Below are 17,430 nucleotides of genomic sequence, written 5' to 3' on the forward strand. Positions count from 1 at the left end.
CTTTCCTTAATCCAACCTACTGACGTGACACAACTAAAATTATGGCATAGATTTAATGGTTAAATCGGGCGCAAGTCTTGCGCCCCTACAGTTTCTGGATGTAATGTTAATCCATGGACCTAAGACATAAACAAATAACGTAGCTAGCTTCTGGCGGAGCGAGTATGACGAATAACAAACGTCAACGTAGATTCAGGGTTTTTCTCGGATTAGGGCTGATATTCAGTATTTTCCTACTTGTTGCTAAATCGATTGTATTTTCCCCATCTTTGGCCCGTTCCCAAACGCCAACAAAAATTACAGAAATTAGAGGCGTTTGGTTGACAAATGTAGCCAGTGGTGTATTGTTTTCGCCATGGGGAATTAACCGAGCGATCGCGCAATTGTCTAAACTGAACTTTAACACGGTTTATCCGGTGGTTTGGAATCGGGGACATACGTTTTATCCGAGTGCGGTGGCGACACAAGAACCCCTGCTGGCAATTATGCGTCTCAATGGAGATGTTTTAGAAGAAATTGTACAGCAGGGACATCGCCAAGGGTTACGGGTAATTCCTTGGTTTGAGTATGGATTTATGACAACGATTCATTCTGAATTAGCACGGCGTCATCCCACCTGGCTAACTCAGGGTTTAACTCAAAAATCTGATCCGGAGAATCCCCAACTCTTATGGCTGAATCCGTTACATCCAGAGGTACAAAAGCTTATCCTGGATCTAATTAAGGAAGTAGTCAACCAATATGATGTGGATGGGATTCAGTTAGATGATCACTTTGGCATGCCTGTGGAATTGGGTTATGATCCTTATACGCTTGAGCGTTATCAGCAAGAACATTATGGGAATCCTCCGCCAAATTCGCCATTAAATAGTGAATGGATGCGCTGGCGGGCGAATAAGATTAGCGAGTTTATGGGAGAGATTGTCCAGACGGTTAAATCGATTAAACCAGATTGTATCATCTCGCTTTCACCTAATCCCCAAGCCTTTGCTTATAAACATTATCTACAAGACTGGCAAACGTGGGTACAACGGGGTTGGGTTGATGAACTCGTGTTACAGGTTTATCGGGATGAGTTGAGTAGTTTTACGGCGGAACTTAATCAACCCGCAGTACGCATGGCGCGGCGGACAATTCCAGTAAGTATTGGCATTTTAACGGGAACCTTAGGTGATCCGATTCCCTTTGAACAAATTCAAGCCCAAGTTGAAGCGGTTCGCGATCGCGCCTTTGATGGTGTATCCTTTTTTTACTGGGAAACCCTGTGGAGTTATTTGACTCCGGAGTCTCCGCAACAGCGAAGGCGGGGATTTCGTGAATTATTTCCCTATCCGGCTATTATACCTAATTGACACCACTAATCGATCGGCGATCCATTTCACCCAATCAATTATTGTAGGGGCGGGTTTAGGGATTTAATGGCGATACCCACCGCTAACCTTTCAACAAAACCCGCCCTGATAAGTAGTTTGCTCTGCTATGCGGTACATTGTCGATCCCCCTCGCATCCCCCATGGAACAAAAAGCGAAGCATCCTTTGGCTTCCCCATGGAACAAAAAGCGAAGCATCCTTTGGCTTCCCCATGGAATAAAAAGCGAAGCATCCTTTGGTCTCCCCCTTTTGAAGGGGGACGGGAGGGGGATCGAAAAGGGGGACTTTGATCTACTGTACTTAGTAGAAGGCAGACAGGAAGGCAAACTCAAAGCCAAGTTGGAAGCGATACCACGCATGATGCAGTTGGGTTTGAGTGTGGAGATGATTGCGGAGGGGTTGGATTTGTCGGTAGAAGTGGTTCAACAAGTAGCGCCATCATTTGCTGAACAGAATGTTATGGCGTTTATTGAACTTTTAAATAATCGCCGTTTGCTTTTTTCGACCCAAGACTTAGCGGAGTTGGCGGAGTTAATCAAACCTTTACCGGATAAAATAGAAACGCTATCTGATGCGATCGCACAGTGGTGTAAACAGGATGCCCATTCCCTACAGCGTCAGGCTTGGCGTGATTGTCTATCTGGTAAGCTGGCGGCGACGGTGGAGGAATGGTTGGCTCAAAATCTGGCATCCCTGGTATTCCCTATTCCCTGGTGCGTAGCGCTATAACTGAACCTGCTTTTTCTTTCCCTTTCCCCCAAATAATCCGCGAATCCAGCGATATAAGTTATCCACATAAGTAAATAACACAGGAACCACCACCAAAGTTAACAAAGTTGAAGTCGTAAACCCACCAATTACCGCGATCGCCATCGGACTTCGTACCTCACCATCCGCCCCTAATTCTAAGGCAATAGGCATCATTCCGGCAATTGTAGACACCGACGTCATCAAAATTGGGCGTAACCGAGACACCCCCGCCTCCACTACCGCCTTAAATTGGGGTTTTCCTTCTTTTATCCCCGCCAAAGCAAAGTCTACTAATAAAATTGCATTTTTTGTCACCAATCCCATCAGCAACACAATCCCAATTAAGGCAAACAAGCCCAACTCTTTCTGCGTGACTAACAACCCCAGTAACGCCCCACCAATCGATAACGGTAGGGCGACTAAAATCCCAAACGGATACAAGAAATTGCTATATAGCAACACCAAAATCGCATAAATCGAGAGAATCGCCGCCCCTAATGCTGTAGCAAACCGGGTAAAAATATCCTGCATAATCTTGGCATCCCCAGCCGGTTCCTCAGCTACTTCTGGTGGGAGGGGATTCATCGCGGGTAATGCTTTAACCATTTCTAACGCATCCCCCAGAGAAATTCCTTCTAAATTCGCCTCCACCGACACCTGACGATTGCGATCAAAACGGTCAATTTGCGCTGGACCACTTCCCAAACGGATATCAGCCACCGCACTAATCGGAACCAGATTCCCGCTTTGACTGGGAACCTGTAAATTTTTCAGGGTACTCATATCGGCGCGAGTATCTGGGTTCAGTTGTACCCGAATTGGAATTTGCCGATCCGCTAAATCAAACTTTGCCAGATTCGACTCATTATCGCCAATTAACGCTAACGATGCCGTTCGTGCGATCGCACCCACAGAAACCCCCAAATCCGCCGCCCGTTCGGGATCAGGCTGAATCACAATTTCCGGCTTAACTAAACTGGTACTCGACGTTACTTCCACCAATCCCGGAATATCCCGCATCTGCTTCTCCAACGTTTCCGCTGTTTGCGTCAACACTGGGGCATTTTCACTCTTCAGCACAATCGATAAATCCTTACCGCCTCCCCCTGCACCTTGACTTTGGAAACTAATCCGTGCGCCGGGAATTGTCCCGAACACCTGGCGCATTTGTTGTTCAAATTCCTGCTGGGAAACCTCCCGTTCATCCTTAGGTAACAAGTTGGCGTAGACTGTACCCGAATTGATATTATCCGCCGTCGTAAAAACTTTCTCAACTGCCGGATTTTCTTGCAACGACTGGTTAAGTTGTTGCATAATTTCTTCAGTTTCACTCAAGGTTGATCCAGGTGGTAGTTCAACCATCACCGTACTCAACCCCGTATCCCCACTATCAAATAACCCCTTGGGAATTAACGGCACCAGTTGTAAACTACCGATAAAGAAAGCAACCGCAATTAATAAGGTGGTAATCCGATGACGTAATGCCCAAGTGAGTAGATTGCGGTAGGGGTGAATTTGTTTTTTTCTGGTTCCCTGTTGCCCGTTCTCTGTTCCCTGTTCCCTGTTCCCTTTCGATTTAAGCAAATAAGCACTTAACATCGGTGTCATCGTACAAGCCACCAATGTAGAAAACATCGTGGAAACAGCAACAGTGACGCCAAAGGGTTGGAAAAATTGACCTGGTATCCCCCCCATAAATGCCACCGGAATAAACACCGCCACAATTGTTGCCGTTGTCGCCACCACCGCTAACCCAATTTCCCGTGAAGCATCCAATGCGGCGTTAAACGGCTTTTTGCCCATATCTAAATGTTGGTCGATGTTTTCAATCATACAAATCGCATCATCAACCAAGTTACCCACGGCTAAGGCTAACGCCAATAACGTCATCCCGTTGAGGGTATACCCCAACAGTTTCATCACTCCAAATGTGGGAATAATTGATAGGGGTAACGCTGTTGCTGTAATCAGCGTCACTCGCCAATCCCGCAAAAACAATCCCACAGCAATCACTGTTAAAATACAGGCTAAAACTAAGGCATCAATTGTGGCTTGATAGGAATCCCGAATCGCATCAGCACGAGTAAAAATCAGTTCCAGACTTACATCATCGGGTAGGGTTCCCTCCAATTCAGCCACCGCCTCACGCACCCCTTCTTCCACCGTGACTAACGTACTTCCTGTACTCCGCCGCACCGAAAACGCCACCACGGATTCCCCATTCAAAGAAGCCGCCTGTCGCTGTTCAGCAAAACTATCCTCTACCTCCCCTAAACTTGATAAGGGAACCGTCGCGCCATTGGGGAGAACAATCCGATAACTTCGTAATTCCGCAACCGTTTGTGCACTTCCCAGAGTCCGAATATTTTGCTCACTTCCGCCGACATTTCCCCGCCCTCCAGGTAAGTCAATATTCAAATTCCGAATTTGATCATTCACTTGGGTGGCGGTAATCCCATAAGCTTGTAAACGACTTGGATCAAGATCAACCCGAATTTCCCGATCCACACCCCCCAAACGGTCAATTTGCGCCACACCAGGCACATTCAGCAGGGCGCGGCTAATCGTGCGATCGACCAAATCACTTAATTGTTCAACCGATCGCGTCTCAGACGCCACCGCATACGTCATAATCGAACCGCCCGCAAACTCCAAGCGCTTGACAATCGGTTCATTCACATCCTGAGGTAAATCCTGACGAATTTGGGCAACCGCATTCCGCACATCATTCGTGGCGCGATCGCTATCGGTTCCCAGGACAAAACTAACGGTAGTGGTGGAACTCCCTTCCGTCACCGTGGAGGTGAGTTCATCAATATTACCCAACCCCGCCACCGAATCTTCTATTTTCTTGGTGACTTGGGTTTCTAATTCTGTCGGTCCCGCACCGGGTTGCGTCACTGTTACCATCACGGCGGGAATATCGATATTCGGATTACTGTCAATTCCTAATCGAAAAAAGGACACCAAACCAAAGATGCCCAAAATTAGGAATAAGACAATAGTCGGAACAGGTTTTTTAATTGACCAAGCGGAGAGGTTAAAAGACATAAAACTCGTTCGTAAGTAGGTGGGGACAATTAAAGTTAACGGTGAGGATCGTCATTTGCTTCCGCCCTGAGCGTAAGCCGAAGGGTCATTTGTCATTTGTCTTATGTAAGGGTTTGAGGCTTGTTGACATACCTTAATAGAGTTAATCTTATTTCCACCCACCTAGTTAGTTGCGATGCGAGCGCCATCAAGTTTAGAGTTAGTGTAATAACTTTTCAACCTTATACCAATTTAACATTGTACAGTTTGAAGCGATTATCGTTGGTAACGATCAGGTAATCTTCTGCTTTTGCCTGAGCGATAATTAGGCGATCAAAAGGATCTTGATGATGAAAGGGCAAATGCTGCAGGACTTCATAATGACTAAACTTAGCCTCTAAAATTTTAAACTGATTATTTATTAGAAATAATTCTAATTCAGATAACGAAATTGACAAAGATAACTTTCTGATACTAATTTTAATGGTCATTTCCCATAAGCTAGCTTGACTAACATAAATGTTATGGGCAGGATTAGCTATTAATTTTTGTGCCTGTTGAGAGAGGTTAGTATTGCCTTCGATAAACCAAATCAGTATATGAGTATCAATTATATAGTTCATGGTAGCATATAGTCTTCAAAACCTGGAGGTGTTGCATCAAAATCATCGGCTACATAACTAAAAATACCTTTTCCACAACCAAATTGACGAGGTTGATTAGGGCTTGTCTGTCCCACTGATTTTTCTTTTATCGTCTGGATTTCATTTAAAAGTTTAATATCTTGCACTAATAAAATCCACTGAATCAGTTCTAGTTTTATCCCTTCTATCTTCATGGCTTTTACAGTCTCAGTTTTCTCTTGTGAAGCTTTCCCTATTTCCAGACCTTGCGGTGGAACGTCTCTACACTTTTCAAGCTCTAATTATACACACCAATATTAATCATCTAACCACCCTTCCACATCTTCCCAGCTTGTAAAAGTTAAAATGGCTTCGATTAAACGGTCTAAATTGGGCAAAGATAATTGTTCCAATTTATTCATAATTACTGGGTTAATCGTTCCAAACTTCTGTTCTAGTACAAGTGAGATTAATTTCAAATTCTGCTCGATTTTGGCAAAATTAATCTCGCCCCTCCTATCTTCGATAAATACTTCCTGTTTGTGCAATTCCTCTAATTCTTGATTGCTTAAATTGGCACGACTGGCAATAGTTAGCGCTTCTTCGATTTCCGATACTGCCCCTAGGGATTCGGGAATCCTATCTAAACTGGGGGCAGCTTTGAGAAAATAAATCCATTTATCGCTCAGGGTTTCTAATTCTGATAGTCCTTTATTAAATTTGGGCAATTCTAGAAAAATCAGGGTTAACTCGTCTCGATAGTTAAATAGCTGTTTTTCTTCCTTGAGTCGAAACCGATTAATCATTTGTGAGCTATTTTTAAATAGCAAAAAATCAGCAATACTCAAAGCAATAAAGGGTCGTAATCTTGTATACTGTTCTCCCATATCTAATTGGTTCGCATAAGCCTTGGCAATATTGTAAATCACTCGTTTCTCGAATGCTTCAACGTTTAAGACTTGCATTTCGATGATGACTGTCGAGCCATTATCTAAAACTGCCCTAATATCGAGATAAGTATCTTTAAGCGTTCTGGTACTGCCCGGATTATAGGGATCGATTATTTCTAATGATTTTATGGTATTTTTGCCTTCGTAAACAATAGCGTTAAGAAAGCTGATGAGGATTTTTTTACTGCGGTTTGAGCCAAAGATTTTCTTAAACGCAAAGTCACTTTTGGGACTAATAAATCTCATGATCAGTGTTAAGGAAAAACAGCTTAGTCCTCCTACGTTGAGTATAACCCAAACTCCGCTTTGGATTTAGTCTAAAGTTCAGTACGATACGAGCATAAAAATAGAGTAACGGGATAGTTACGGGATGAGAATGTTCTCCCGTACTTGTTTGGGATTGTTTACCCAATCAGTTGACAACATTCACGTTATCGCCATCCTTGAGATACGCCGCACCTTTAACCACAACACCATCGCCCACAGACAACCCGCTTTTAATTTCAACGCGATTATCACTCAGAGGTTCACCCACCTCAACAGACTGGGCTTTCACTGTATTATCGGGTTGCACGATATAGGCGATCGCACTACCATCACTTTGGGGCAATATGGCTTTGGCGGGTAACGTTAACCCTTGGGCGGCTGAGGTGGTAATCGACGCCCGTAAAAACATTCCCGGTTTTAACGCGGCTGAGGCAGGTAAATCAATCTTCACCTGCGCCTGACGAGAGGCTTCATCAATCATCGGGTCAATTTCCCGAACTTTACCCGACAGTTGTAAACTACTATCTGCGTCGGAGGTAATCGTTGCCGATTGTCCCGGTTTAATTTGGGGAAGTTGGGTTTCGGGGACGTTAACAATCAGTTCTAAACGTCCATTTTCGATAATTTTGAAGAGAGTTTGGGAGGGAGACGTGACATCTCCCACACGGGCATTGCGTTCAGCTATTTTACCACTCACCGGAGCCAGGATGCGGGTGTTGTTGAGTTGTGCGATCGTGGATTGCACCTGTGCCTGTGCCTGGGCGAGTTGGGCTTCGGCTTGAGTAATCACTTCCCGCCGGGGTCCAGCCTGAAGTTGGGCAAGTTGCTGGTTTGCCTCTCGTAACCGGGCTTGTGCCTGTTCGAGTTGGGAACGGCTACTGCGTTCTTGATTGTAGACTTCATCCAAGCGATCGCGGGCAATGGCACCTTCAGCTTGGAGCATTTTATTGCGATCAACCCGGGTTCTAGCTAATTCTAAGTCTGATTCGGCGGCTGCAACAGCAGATTCAGCGCTTCTCACTGCTTCTTTAGCCCGGGCAATTTCTTCGCTACGGGAACCCGCCCGAAGTTCCGCAAGGCGGGCTTCTGCTTGGGCGACGGAGGCTTGGGCTTGACTTAATTGTGCCTGAAGCACTGAATCATCCAGACGGGCTAATAATTGTCCAGCTTTAACAACCTGCCCTTCTTCCACCAACACCTGTTGAATCTGCAACCCTGTCGCCTGAGACATGACTGGATTCATCTCAAACGCCGCTACACTTCCAGTGGCGTCTAAGCGGCGGCTAACACTCTCAGATGTCACCGGGGCGACGGTGACGCTTTGACTCGGGGCTGATGATGTGGCGACAGGGGGTTCTGTCGTTGGGGCGTCTGCTTGCTGAGACGAGACTAAGCGCGTCGCCCCTAACGCCAAGAGGACACCAATGCCGATGCCTAAAAACAGCCCTTTTCCTCCAGATAGCCAGCCTTTTTTGGCGTTCTCGGTTCCAGGTAGGGAAGAGGAACCTGCATCCTGTGCATAAGTGTCGGGTTCAGCGTCAGGGAGATAGAAGACAACATCGACATCCTGTTTTAGTTCGGCAGGCTTGGCGATAGAAGAATGATTCAACTGGCTTTTCTTGGGATTGGGTGCTGTCTGAGTCACGGTTATTCCTCTTTGACGGATCGAGGTTGCTAGGTTTGTAACGATAAGTTGATAAATATCTGGTTACTTTACTTAACACTACTTTACATTGTAGCGCAATTTTAACTAGGCGGTTGGTGGAGAAAGCTGGGAATTAATGAATATAGAAGAGATATGCCACGACACGTCTGGAAGATAAGGGAGATGTAACCTTTCTTTAAGATATGGCAGGAGTAACGACTTCAACATCGCCCATTGGACTCATCCAACAGAGTGATTTCGGTCATTTGTCATTTGTCATTTGTCATTTGTCCCTAGTGCATCCTGGCAGAAATAACTGAACAGCTAACATCTCCCCCATCTCCCCCTACCTATGAAATGGGGTTTGGAGACCAAACCCCTACTGCTTCCCCTGCTCCCCCTGCTCCCCCTGCTCCCCCTGCTTCCCCTGCTTCCCCTGCTTCCCCTGCTCCCCCTGCTTCCCCTGCTTCCCCTGCTTCCCCTGCTTCCCCTGCTCTCCCGAATTGGCATTGCTCATAAGGAAGAGGGACTAGGATGAGCAACGTAAGTCTGAGTTCCTTTCCATACCTCTTTATATAAAATTTCTAATTGACTAATATTCCCACTGAGGGTATAGCGTTCTAAAACTCTCGCTCTGGCTTTTTGTCCTAAAAGCGTTGTCCATTCCGTATGATCTCGTAACAAGGGCAATAGCGTATTCAATTGAGACGTGACCCGATGGGTATTGAGAATAATCCCCGCGCCCCCTTCTAACACTTCACCATCCGCCCCCGCATCGGTGGCGACACAAGCCAAACCACAAGCCATGGCTTCGAGTAATGATAAGGAGAGTCCTTCTAATAACGACGGCAAAATAAATACATCGGCAGCTTGCAGAATCTCAATCCGCTGCTGTTCATCTGCCACAAATCCTAACCAGAGAATCCCATCGGATCTATCATAAAAAGGTCTTAACGTGGGAACCAGCGATCCATTGCCGACAATCAAAAGCTTGCACCTATCACCCATTTGCGACTGTTTCCACGCCTTGAGTAAAGCCTCTACATTTTTTTCTGTAGCAATGCGACCTTGATAAACAAATAGGCGTTGGGCATCAAATCGGACTTTCAAATTCGATGTGCCAGGAGCATATTTGAGCACATCAACTCCATTGGGAATCACGGCGAGTTTATGACGAGGAACTCCCAAACGCACCAGCAAATCCCGTTGCAGTTGAGAAAAGATAATCACCCGATCATAGTGTGCCAGAAACGGGGCATAGAGTTGATAAGCAACCAGTTGGGTTCCCGATTTTAAATTGCGGCGTTTGCCATCAAAAGGGGGATGAAATGTGGCAACCAGGGGTAAATTCAGGTCTTCACAGATTTCTGGAAGCAGAAAATCTAAGGGAGACAAAGTGAGAGACGCATGGACTAAATCCGGGCGCAGTTGCTGTAAAGCCTGTTTTAGCACCTTACTCGCTTTGGGTGAGGGAATCGTATAAACTTGGGATTTATACAAACAAGGGAGGGATACCTCCTGACAACCCGAACACAGAGGATCTGCGACGGCTTCGTCGTGGGTAAAATGGAGAAAACTAACTTGGTATCCCCGGTCGAGTAAAGCATTAGTAACTTCTCGACCGTAAGTGACATTGCCACAAAAGGGTGATTTTTTTCCGATCCAGGCGATATGCATTCAAGTTGAATCGTGAGTCTCTATTTGTCAGCGTGGGTTAACCTCGCTGATCCTGTACCGGAAATATACCAGTTTAAGCCCCCTCCCGCGATCGCAATTATGGCTAAACTAAATAAGACTGGAGCTAAACCCAGCCAGGTTTCGGCTAAACCCGCTAAGGCTAAGGGTAGACTCAGGGCAATATTCACACCATTATTTTGCAGTCCAAAGACCTTCCCGCGCATCTCTTCTGGGGTTTCAGCTTGAATCGTGGTTTGCATGGGAATCCCCACCATCGCCCCACACATTCCCAACAGGGCGGTCATTCCTAACGCCATCCAGAGACTATGGGTAAACACCGATAACCCCACTAGCGCCACAGACATCCCCATTGATCCATAGAGACTCAAGCGATTGTGGGTAAAATGCTGACCCCAATGTCCCAGAATCGCCGCACCAGCAGCCATTCCAATTCCGCCCATTGCCAACAAGAAGCCAAATTGGGAGGCTTTCATCCCCGGAAGGGTTTCGGCGAGTCGTACCGCTAACACGGCTAAGGCGGCGAAAATGGAGAATAAAATTACTAATTGAATCATGGCATTGCGGACGCGCCGTTGCCGTTTGAGATAAAGTAGTCCATCCCAGATATCGGCAAAAACGTGAGGGGTTTCACCTTCGGTAGGTTCGGTGTTTTCACCCGTTTTCAGTACCAGTAACACCAATCCCGCGATCGCATATCCCCCACCAACGACGAATTCCTTGCCAAATTGCCAATCAATCCCCAACTGGGCGACTAATTTATCGGTTAAGGCTAATAACGGATCACCCACGGCAAATCCAATAATTAAGGATGCCATCATTGTTGTGGTATAAAGGGAATTCGCCGAGAGCAAATGACGACGCTTGACAATCAACGGAATAACCGCTTGTTCGGCTGGGGCAAAAAACTGGGTTAAGGTGGACACTAAGAATGTGATAATCAACAATCCGTAGAAGCCAACAGGTAACTTATAGATGGGATTCCAATCCTGAGTCAGCCATAACACCGCCGGAACTGACCAAACCAAGACACCTCGCAGCATATTTGTGGAAACGAGTACCGCCTTTTTTGACCAGCGATCCACGAATACCCCCGCCAAGGAACCAAACAGGACAGCCGGAATCGTAAAAGCAATCATCAAGGCTGAAACCCAACCACTGATACTGGTTCCCGCCGCCTGAAAGTGGCTAGCAATCAAGGCAATCATCAACACCAGATAGATTTTATCGGCAAGTTGAGAAAAAACCTGACCACTCCACAAGGTTAAGAAGTTAATATTTTTCAGAACGGGTACAAACCCCTGCTTGCCCGGTTCAGCAGTCGGTTCAGCCGTTTTTTCCGGGACTTTCTCCCCTTGACGCGGCGGCTGGTGAGGTTCTCGATGATTGGGCTTAGTCCCAGACGATGACTTTTTTTGGGCAGGATGTTGGTTAACTCGCTTGGATTCAGATTCAGATAATCGCATTCTTTACTCTTCAGTTGGCTGCTGTGGCTGATCAACCCCAATGGGTGACTCGTCCACTCCAGGTATTTTGATCGGTTTTGTATGAAACTACACTTTCTCTATCATCGCATGTGAACTACCCAGCACTAATCTCTAATCAGGTAGAGTTGGCGGGGTTGTAGGGGCGAGTCGCTGCATATCGTAGGCGGTGTGAGAATTAACTGATCTCGACTCGCCCTTGGCTCAAGATGCGCGGGTCAGATAATTCCCTATACGTTGTGGAGGGCGGGCGACCCGAGCAAATTAATGGTTTGGTGGTGTGAATTGTGTGCGGCGGGTCGCCCCTACGGGGTTTATCCGCTAGGCTTCAAATAATGACCTATGATTCGGCAGACATCGCTAAGGCGTCTACTAACGCGGCTGAACGAATGGAACGACCAAAGTGATACTGGGCATAATCCCGTAACATTCGCTCCACTTTTACCCAGAGGGGAGCGATCGCATCTCGTGACATCTGGGATAACTCCGCCGCCGCGAGTTGTTGTACAATTGTCAATTCAACGGCATTCAGTTTACAGGTCAACCGTGGCAGAGGGGATTGGGTGACACCATGGCTGCGGTTAGCAACGGGATGGAATCGGTTTTCAGGTTGAGACGCCTCTACCGCTAAACGATAGGTTCCACCCGCCTCCACACTAAACCCGACTTGCCAATTCTGATCCGTAAAATCAGGCTGAATCGGGTGCTGAGAAATACAACACTGTTGCACTTGCGGTGCAATCCCAGCTAACGCCAATAGGTGAAAAATCCCCTGGCAAAGGTGTGCCAAAAGGAGGGATGTACCCGAGGGACTGCTGCTTAATGGGGGTAACTGTTCCAATCGCCGCAGATGCTCATTAAACAAAGTGTACAATTCGGCTTGGGGTTGCTCACTTAGAGCATGACACAAGACTAATTCCGCTAGGTACTGACTTGCCGCCAGCTTGCCTAAATCTTTCGCTAATCCCGGATAGGATTCCAAGGTTTCAGCTTGAGTAATTTTATCAAGCGATCGCCCTTTGTAAATCAGTAACTGATTCACCACAAACAAACCCATTCTACCCGCCAATTTCGAGTTTTGCTTACGGGAACCTGGTGCCACTACCCGAATCAATCCCCACTCTGGCGTTAAAATCGTGACTAGGCGATCCGCTTCACCTAGCGGCATACTTTTTAGATTAATTCCAGTGGCGTTATAGGTTTTTGTCATTTGTCTTATGTCTTATGTCATTCGTCATTTGTCTTATGTCATTCGTCATTCGTCATTTGTCAGGGTGAGTTTAGTCACATCGGGGTGGCAAAAAATGTTAGTCGTCAAGCCTATCCCTACACATCGGTCAGGGCGGGTTTTGTATAAACGTTGGTAACAACAATCAAATTAATCCCTAAACCCGCCCCTACAGACGCTTCCGGCATCATGTCTGAAACACTTCATTCTTCGTCTTTTTCCTCACGCTGTTGCAACAACTCTGGTCCACGAGAGGTTCCTAGTCTGGTTGCTCCGGCTATGACTAAATCTAACGCTTGTTCAATTGTGCGGATACCTCCTGACGCTTTAATCCCGATTTGCCCTTTTGTCAAGTCTTTCAAGAATTTGACATCCGAAACTGTTGCGCCTCCATGCCAACCTGTACTTGTTTTGAGAAATTGCGCTCCAGCATCTATACAAATTTTGGCGGCGAGTTGTTTTTCGGTATCAGTTAAAAGCGTTGTTTCCAAGATTACCTTGACGGTTTGCCCAGTTTCCTCGCAGATTTGGGCAATTTCTCGATAGATAGCGTCGGTGTTTCCAGTTTTTAATGCCCCTAAATGAAGCACGACATCCAATTCCGTCGCGCCATTTTCTACCGCTTCTTGGGCTTCGTAGAGTTTAGCAGTAATTGTGGTAGCGCCTGTGGGAAAGCCAATCACGGTACAAACCTTGGGCGTTTTGTTGTGCAATAGTTCAGCCGCGAGTTTGACGTACACCGGATAGACACATACTGTGGCAAACTGAAATCGATCAGCTTCACGACACCATTTTTTTACCTGTTCGGGTGTCGCTGTGGGCGAGAGGAGGGCATGATCAATGAGAGGGGCAAGATCAATATCGGGATAATCCATTGCGATCGCGTTTCTACTCTATATAACCTAACACCTAACACCTACTGACGTGATGCCAAGTCTGAAACAAAATCTTGATGCTCCTGACTGGCTAATCCCTGCTGCAATACGTCTAAAACCTTGGCTAAATTTCCAGCTAATAACGCCGTTCTATCTAGCCACAATCCTGGAAACACAACTGAACAAATTATTCCTTCACTATTGGGTGCAACTTTAACATATTCCCCGGCATTTAACCTAAACCAATCCAATTCACCGTTTTCAACTCGCCACACTAAATACTCTTGTACTTCATTACGGCGATATACATTTAGTTTTTGATGCAAATCAATGGAAACACTACTGGCAGCAATTTCTACGATTAATTCAGGCGCACCTTCGATATAATCATCGTCGCTAATTGTTGATTGTCCACCGACTTTAATTCTCAGAATAGCATCCGGTTGAGGTTCGTTATCCAGATCCAGCCTAACTGTACAATTGTCGCCCAATTGCAGATTAGGAGTGAAACTTCTGTAGAAGCCTAGCCACAGCATAATATGAGCATGGGGTTCGCCATGTTGTGTAATCCTGAGGGGAGATGCCATATAAACGATTCCTTCAATTAATTCCGCTTTTTTCAGCTCAGGCATAGCTGAATAGCGATGCTCAAATTCAAAACGGTTGAGTTTATCACCGTTTTCTAAGCGGGGAATCGTTATTCGAGGAGAGAGTTTTGTCGATGTCATGGTCACCACTCGCGATCGCTGCTTTTATTATCCTTTTAAATCCTAGCATCTACGCACATTTGGGCGTAGGGAAGAACTTAACCTGCCGAATGTAAAAAACTGCTAATTTGAAGGAGTTTCCATCTCTTGACGCAGTTGATCGGCTTCTTCTAAAGTGGCTTCCGGATCTTCATCAGTTGAACGTTGCACATAATTAATCTTAAATTCTTCTAACAAATCAGACAGCAACGACTGAAGTTCTAACTGGGTTGCCTCATCCTGTAGTTCTTCCCGCAGGGCGTACTTAAAATTATGACTTAGTTGGTCAAATAGTTGTCGCCCTTGCAGATCAGAGTAGGAGGTGGCTATGACTTCATAAGTGGCTTGGGCTAAATAATTAGCAAGGTTTTCCATAACCTCTTTGGGCAACGCTTTCATTCCCGGTACTTGTCGCAATCCCGTGTAAAAATCTGATTGTTGCAGCGCTCCTTTGAGACTATGATGCAACAATGCCTGTAAATCGGGTTGAACTTGGGGTAAGACTTTATAAATCGAGAGTTCTAAAAGTCTGTCTGTAATCGCATCAACTTTATTAATATCACTAACTTGAACATAAGCCTCAGGTTGCAAGATGGCACGCGCCATATCTCCTTTATCAACAGAATCTTTGGTTTGATTAATCAGTCGCACCATTAAAAACATGGATACCCGATCTGCCAAATATGCCGCTGGTTCATGGGTGACTTGTGCTAAAATTCGCTCCATATTGAACAATCCCGATTGATGCGATCGCACGGATACCGGAATAATCCGTAACCAGCGCCAGGTGGGAAGTAGCAGCAGCATGTCGTACCAGCGCCGCCAGAGCGCATCTCCCCACGTCAACTTCTCTTGGCGTCGAGACATGAAGAAGGTACGGAATAAAAGCTCAATCCCAAAAAAGGCAATAAAATAAAGGTCGATGCGCCAGAAGTTATCAACAAGTTGACCATTTTCGTCGGTAGGTCGAAAATAATTACTGTTTAGTAGCGGTCGAACTTCGCTGTTAAAGAATGAGAGGGCGTTTTCCCAGCCCACTTGCGCCAGATACTCCTGTCGCCAAAATCTTGCAAAGGCTTGCTTTGCTGATTCCGTATTCAGATGATCCCGCATTCGCCGCTTCAGTTTAGCGAATGTACCAAACTTGTTGGCTGCCAAAAATGGGTTCTCTTCAATCAGGTCATTACTTTGTTGGCGTAACTCTTGCAAGACTGGTTCAATTGGCGGTGCTTGCAGTCCCTGTTGGGAGATTTGTACGGTTAAAGCATCAACGGTTTGGAGATAACGTTGGGTATCCGGATGAGGCTCAATACTTTTAACCGGGTCATATACTGTCACAATCTTAGGAAATTCTCGCACATAAACATCCCGCAATGGGATATAGCTGAGATTGAATAATGCCAGCAGGATATTCGCCCATGCAATTAAGGCGGTGAGCTTATTCCACCAGTTCCGACCCCGGTGTTTGTAGGAATCGGCATAGGTATCCTGCGTTAGAGCTTGTTCTGCCATTTCCCCGTTGAATAATCACTACAAACAAATAGGGGCAAGTGGGTTACCCCTATTGCAACTGAGCGTATCAGACGATACAGCAAATTAGTTATCTCGCTAGATAGAAGACAGAATTGGATTATATCATTCAAGAGATAGATGCATGAACCCGACAAGTCACTCTATAATGAGTGAGGAATTAAACATTTATGGTTTTATCCAGCCTTTTTGAGGCGTACCCAGCCTTTTTGAGGCAACTTTTTGACGTTAATGAGGTATTCTTATGGCTACCCAACCCGAACAGCAACAGGTATACCGAGAAAAAGTGCAAGCTGAGTTAAACAAGATGAATGCTCAGGTTGACGAAATGAAAGCCAAGGCAGCCCAAGCCCAGGCTGATGCTAAGATTCAGTACACTAGCCAGATTGAGGAATTGCAAACTAAACAGGTTGCGGTGCAAAAGCAACTGGAAGAACTCCAGGCGGCTAGTCAAGATGCTTGGGAAGATATCAAAACTGGAGTAGAAACCGCTTGGCTGGATTTGCAGCAATCCTTCCAAAATGCCGTTGCCAAATTTGACCAAAAATAGTGATTGGAGATTAGGGCATCCTTAACTGTGTTCAGGGCAAATGATTTGTAGGGGCGGGTTTAGGAACTTTCTTTTAGCTTATCCGGCGATAGGTTTCCCACGCTCTAATCTTCGATTGAGCGTGGGATGAATCGCCAGTTTATTATTGACAACTTGCTTGTTGTAAGCTAATATTAATTCTCTTGCGATAAGCAAGAAGTGGGGCTGGGCGTATTCCCCACTATAAAACGCCGGAAGCGTCGTTCTGAAACGGAACCCCAAAGGAAGCCTACAACCGTACCCGTAGGGTCGGTGTAGGAGGACGTCACCTGTGGATAATAACGTTTATTCAAAACCCGCCCTAACCTATGTGTAGAGGCGGGTTTGGCTATTATCGTTTATTCTTCACCCGTAATGTTACTCAACCCGCCCTCATCTTCCAGACGTGCCATGGCACGTCTCTACTTCGGGCTTGCTGCACAAAGCCGAAACCGCAAAGCCCATCAATGCTTTGAGCCATCTTGACAGTGGATAAAGTGCAAGGAAATGGGGTAGCATCCTACATAAGTATGGCATCACCTTGCTCAGGTAATATGTACCCTTGCTCCCCCAGCTCCCCCAGCTTCCCCAGCTCCCAGAACTCCCCTATCAATGACTTGCCCCTGCTCCGTCTTGCAGTAAGGTATCTAGTTCACCTTGTAGTTCT

14 protein-coding genes and 1 pseudogene are annotated in these 17,430 nt (G+C 46.0%); 3 read left to right on the plus strand and 12 right to left on the minus strand.

Annotated features, from left to right (window positions below):
* The first annotated feature begins 164 nt into the window (after window positions 1-164).
* Both RIB93_RS21275 and RIB93_RS21280 read left to right on the plus strand, forming a co-directional pair.
* Window positions 165-1,352: a glycoside hydrolase family 10 protein gene (locus tag RIB93_RS21275; RefSeq protein ID WP_446375356.1), complete on the plus strand. Its 1,188-nt coding sequence runs from the start codon at window positions 165-167 to the stop codon at window positions 1,350-1,352.
* A 326-nt stretch (window positions 1,353-1,678) separates the two neighbouring features.
* Window positions 1,679-2,101: pseudogene (locus RIB93_RS21280) on the plus strand (Rpn family recombination-promoting nuclease/putative transposase); the annotation flags it as partial.
* Here the strand turns inward: RIB93_RS21280 and RIB93_RS21285 are convergent.
* From RIB93_RS21285 to RIB93_RS21340, 12 genes are all read right to left on the minus strand, one after another.
* Window positions 2,096-5,173, minus strand: coding sequence for an efflux RND transporter permease subunit (locus RIB93_RS21285; protein ID WP_446375358.1), 3,078 nt, complete (start codon window positions 5,171-5,173; stop codon window positions 2,096-2,098). The pseudogene RIB93_RS21280 and the gene RIB93_RS21285 overlap by 6 nt on opposite strands.
* A 221-nt stretch (window positions 5,174-5,394) precedes the next feature.
* On the minus strand, window positions 5,395-5,775 hold the full coding sequence (locus tag RIB93_RS21290; RefSeq protein WP_446375360.1) for a type II toxin-antitoxin system VapC family toxin: 381 nt from the start codon (window positions 5,773-5,775) through the stop codon (window positions 5,395-5,397).
* Window positions 5,772-5,990 (minus strand): hypothetical protein, encoded by a 219-nt coding sequence (locus tag RIB93_RS21295; protein ID WP_446375362.1) that lies wholly within the window; start codon window positions 5,988-5,990, stop codon window positions 5,772-5,774. Before RIB93_RS21295 ends, RIB93_RS21290 begins: the two co-directional genes overlap by 4 nt.
* Window positions 5,991-6,092: 102 nt before the next feature.
* Window positions 6,093-6,971 carry an Rpn family recombination-promoting nuclease/putative transposase gene (locus RIB93_RS21300; RefSeq protein WP_446375364.1) on the minus strand — a complete coding sequence of 293 codons (879 nt, stop codon included), beginning with the start codon at window positions 6,969-6,971 and terminating at the stop codon, window positions 6,093-6,095.
* A 166-nt stretch (window positions 6,972-7,137) separates the two neighbouring features.
* A complete protein-coding gene (locus RIB93_RS21305; protein WP_446375382.1) occupies window positions 7,138-8,586 on the minus strand; it encodes an efflux RND transporter periplasmic adaptor subunit in 1,449 nt (482 codons plus the stop codon).
* A 401-nt stretch (window positions 8,587-8,987) separates the two neighbouring features.
* On the minus strand, window positions 8,988-9,179 hold the full coding sequence (locus tag RIB93_RS21310; RefSeq protein WP_446375366.1) for a hypothetical protein: 192 nt from the start codon (window positions 9,177-9,179) through the stop codon (window positions 8,988-8,990).
* Window positions 9,151-10,314: a glycosyltransferase family 4 protein gene (locus tag RIB93_RS21315; RefSeq protein WP_446375368.1), complete on the minus strand. Its 1,164-nt coding sequence runs from the start codon at window positions 10,312-10,314 to the stop codon at window positions 9,151-9,153. Before RIB93_RS21315 ends, RIB93_RS21310 begins: the two co-directional genes overlap by 29 nt.
* Before the next feature lie 20 nt (window positions 10,315-10,334).
* Window positions 10,335-11,798: an MFS transporter gene (locus tag RIB93_RS21320; protein ID WP_446375370.1), complete on the minus strand. Its 1,464-nt coding sequence runs from the start codon at window positions 11,796-11,798 to the stop codon at window positions 10,335-10,337.
* A gap of 358 nt (window positions 11,799-12,156) precedes the next feature.
* Window positions 12,157-13,026, minus strand: coding sequence for a DNA repair protein RecO (recO, locus tag RIB93_RS21325; protein WP_446375372.1), 870 nt, complete (start codon window positions 13,024-13,026; stop codon window positions 12,157-12,159).
* Between the two features lie 221 nt (window positions 13,027-13,247).
* A complete protein-coding gene (gene deoC, locus RIB93_RS21330) occupies window positions 13,248-13,925 on the minus strand; it encodes a deoxyribose-phosphate aldolase (protein ID WP_446375384.1) in 678 nt (225 codons plus the stop codon).
* A 35-nt stretch (window positions 13,926-13,960) separates the two neighbouring features.
* Window positions 13,961-14,647 (minus strand): Uma2 family endonuclease, encoded by a 687-nt coding sequence (locus tag RIB93_RS21335; protein ID WP_446375374.1) that lies wholly within the window; start codon window positions 14,645-14,647, stop codon window positions 13,961-13,963.
* A 102-nt stretch (window positions 14,648-14,749) separates the two neighbouring features.
* Window positions 14,750-16,177: a hypothetical protein gene (locus tag RIB93_RS21340; RefSeq protein ID WP_446375376.1), complete on the minus strand. Its 1,428-nt coding sequence runs from the start codon at window positions 16,175-16,177 to the stop codon at window positions 14,750-14,752.
* A gap of 262 nt (window positions 16,178-16,439) precedes the next feature.
* Here RIB93_RS21340 and RIB93_RS21345 point away from each other — a divergent pair, with 262 nt between their 5' ends.
* Window positions 16,440-16,745: a hypothetical protein gene (locus RIB93_RS21345; protein ID WP_446375378.1), complete on the plus strand. Its 306-nt coding sequence runs from the start codon at window positions 16,440-16,442 to the stop codon at window positions 16,743-16,745.
* The last annotated feature ends 685 nt before the right edge of the window (window positions 16,746-17,430 follow it).

The sequence above is a fragment of the Coleofasciculus sp. D1-CHI-01 genome, from assembly GCF_040218875.1.
GTDB lineage: Bacteria > Cyanobacteriota > Cyanobacteriia > Cyanobacteriales > Coleofasciculaceae > Coleofasciculus.

Coding starts and splice junctions, on each gene's coding strand:
- RIB93_RS21275 (WP_446375356.1), top strand. CDS start 165: ATGACGAATAACAAACGTCAACGTAGATTCAGGGTTTTTCTCGGATTA.
- RIB93_RS21285 (WP_446375358.1), bottom strand. CDS start 5,173: ATGTCTTTTAACCTCTCCGCTTGGTCAATTAAAAAACCTGTTCCGACT.
- RIB93_RS21290 (WP_446375360.1), bottom strand. CDS start 5,775: ATGAACTATATAATTGATACTCATATACTGATTTGGTTTATCGAAGGC.
- RIB93_RS21295 (WP_446375362.1), bottom strand. CDS start 5,990: ATGAAGATAGAAGGGATAAAACTAGAACTGATTCAGTGGATTTTATTA.
- RIB93_RS21300 (WP_446375364.1), bottom strand. CDS start 6,971: ATGAGATTTATTAGTCCCAAAAGTGACTTTGCGTTTAAGAAAATCTTT.
- RIB93_RS21315 (WP_446375368.1), bottom strand. CDS start 10,314: ATGCATATCGCCTGGATCGGAAAAAAATCACCCTTTTGTGGCAATGTC.
- RIB93_RS21320 (WP_446375370.1), bottom strand. CDS start 11,798: ATGCGATTATCTGAATCTGAATCCAAGCGAGTTAACCAACATCCTGCC.
- recO (WP_446375372.1), bottom strand. CDS start 13,026: ATGACAAAAACCTATAACGCCACTGGAATTAATCTAAAAAGTATGCCG.
- RIB93_RS21335 (WP_446375374.1), bottom strand. CDS start 14,647: ATGACATCGACAAAACTCTCTCCTCGAATAACGATTCCCCGCTTAGAA.
- RIB93_RS21340 (WP_446375376.1), bottom strand. CDS start 16,177: ATGGCAGAACAAGCTCTAACGCAGGATACCTATGCCGATTCCTACAAA.
- RIB93_RS21345 (WP_446375378.1), top strand. CDS start 16,440: ATGGCTACCCAACCCGAACAGCAACAGGTATACCGAGAAAAAGTGCAA.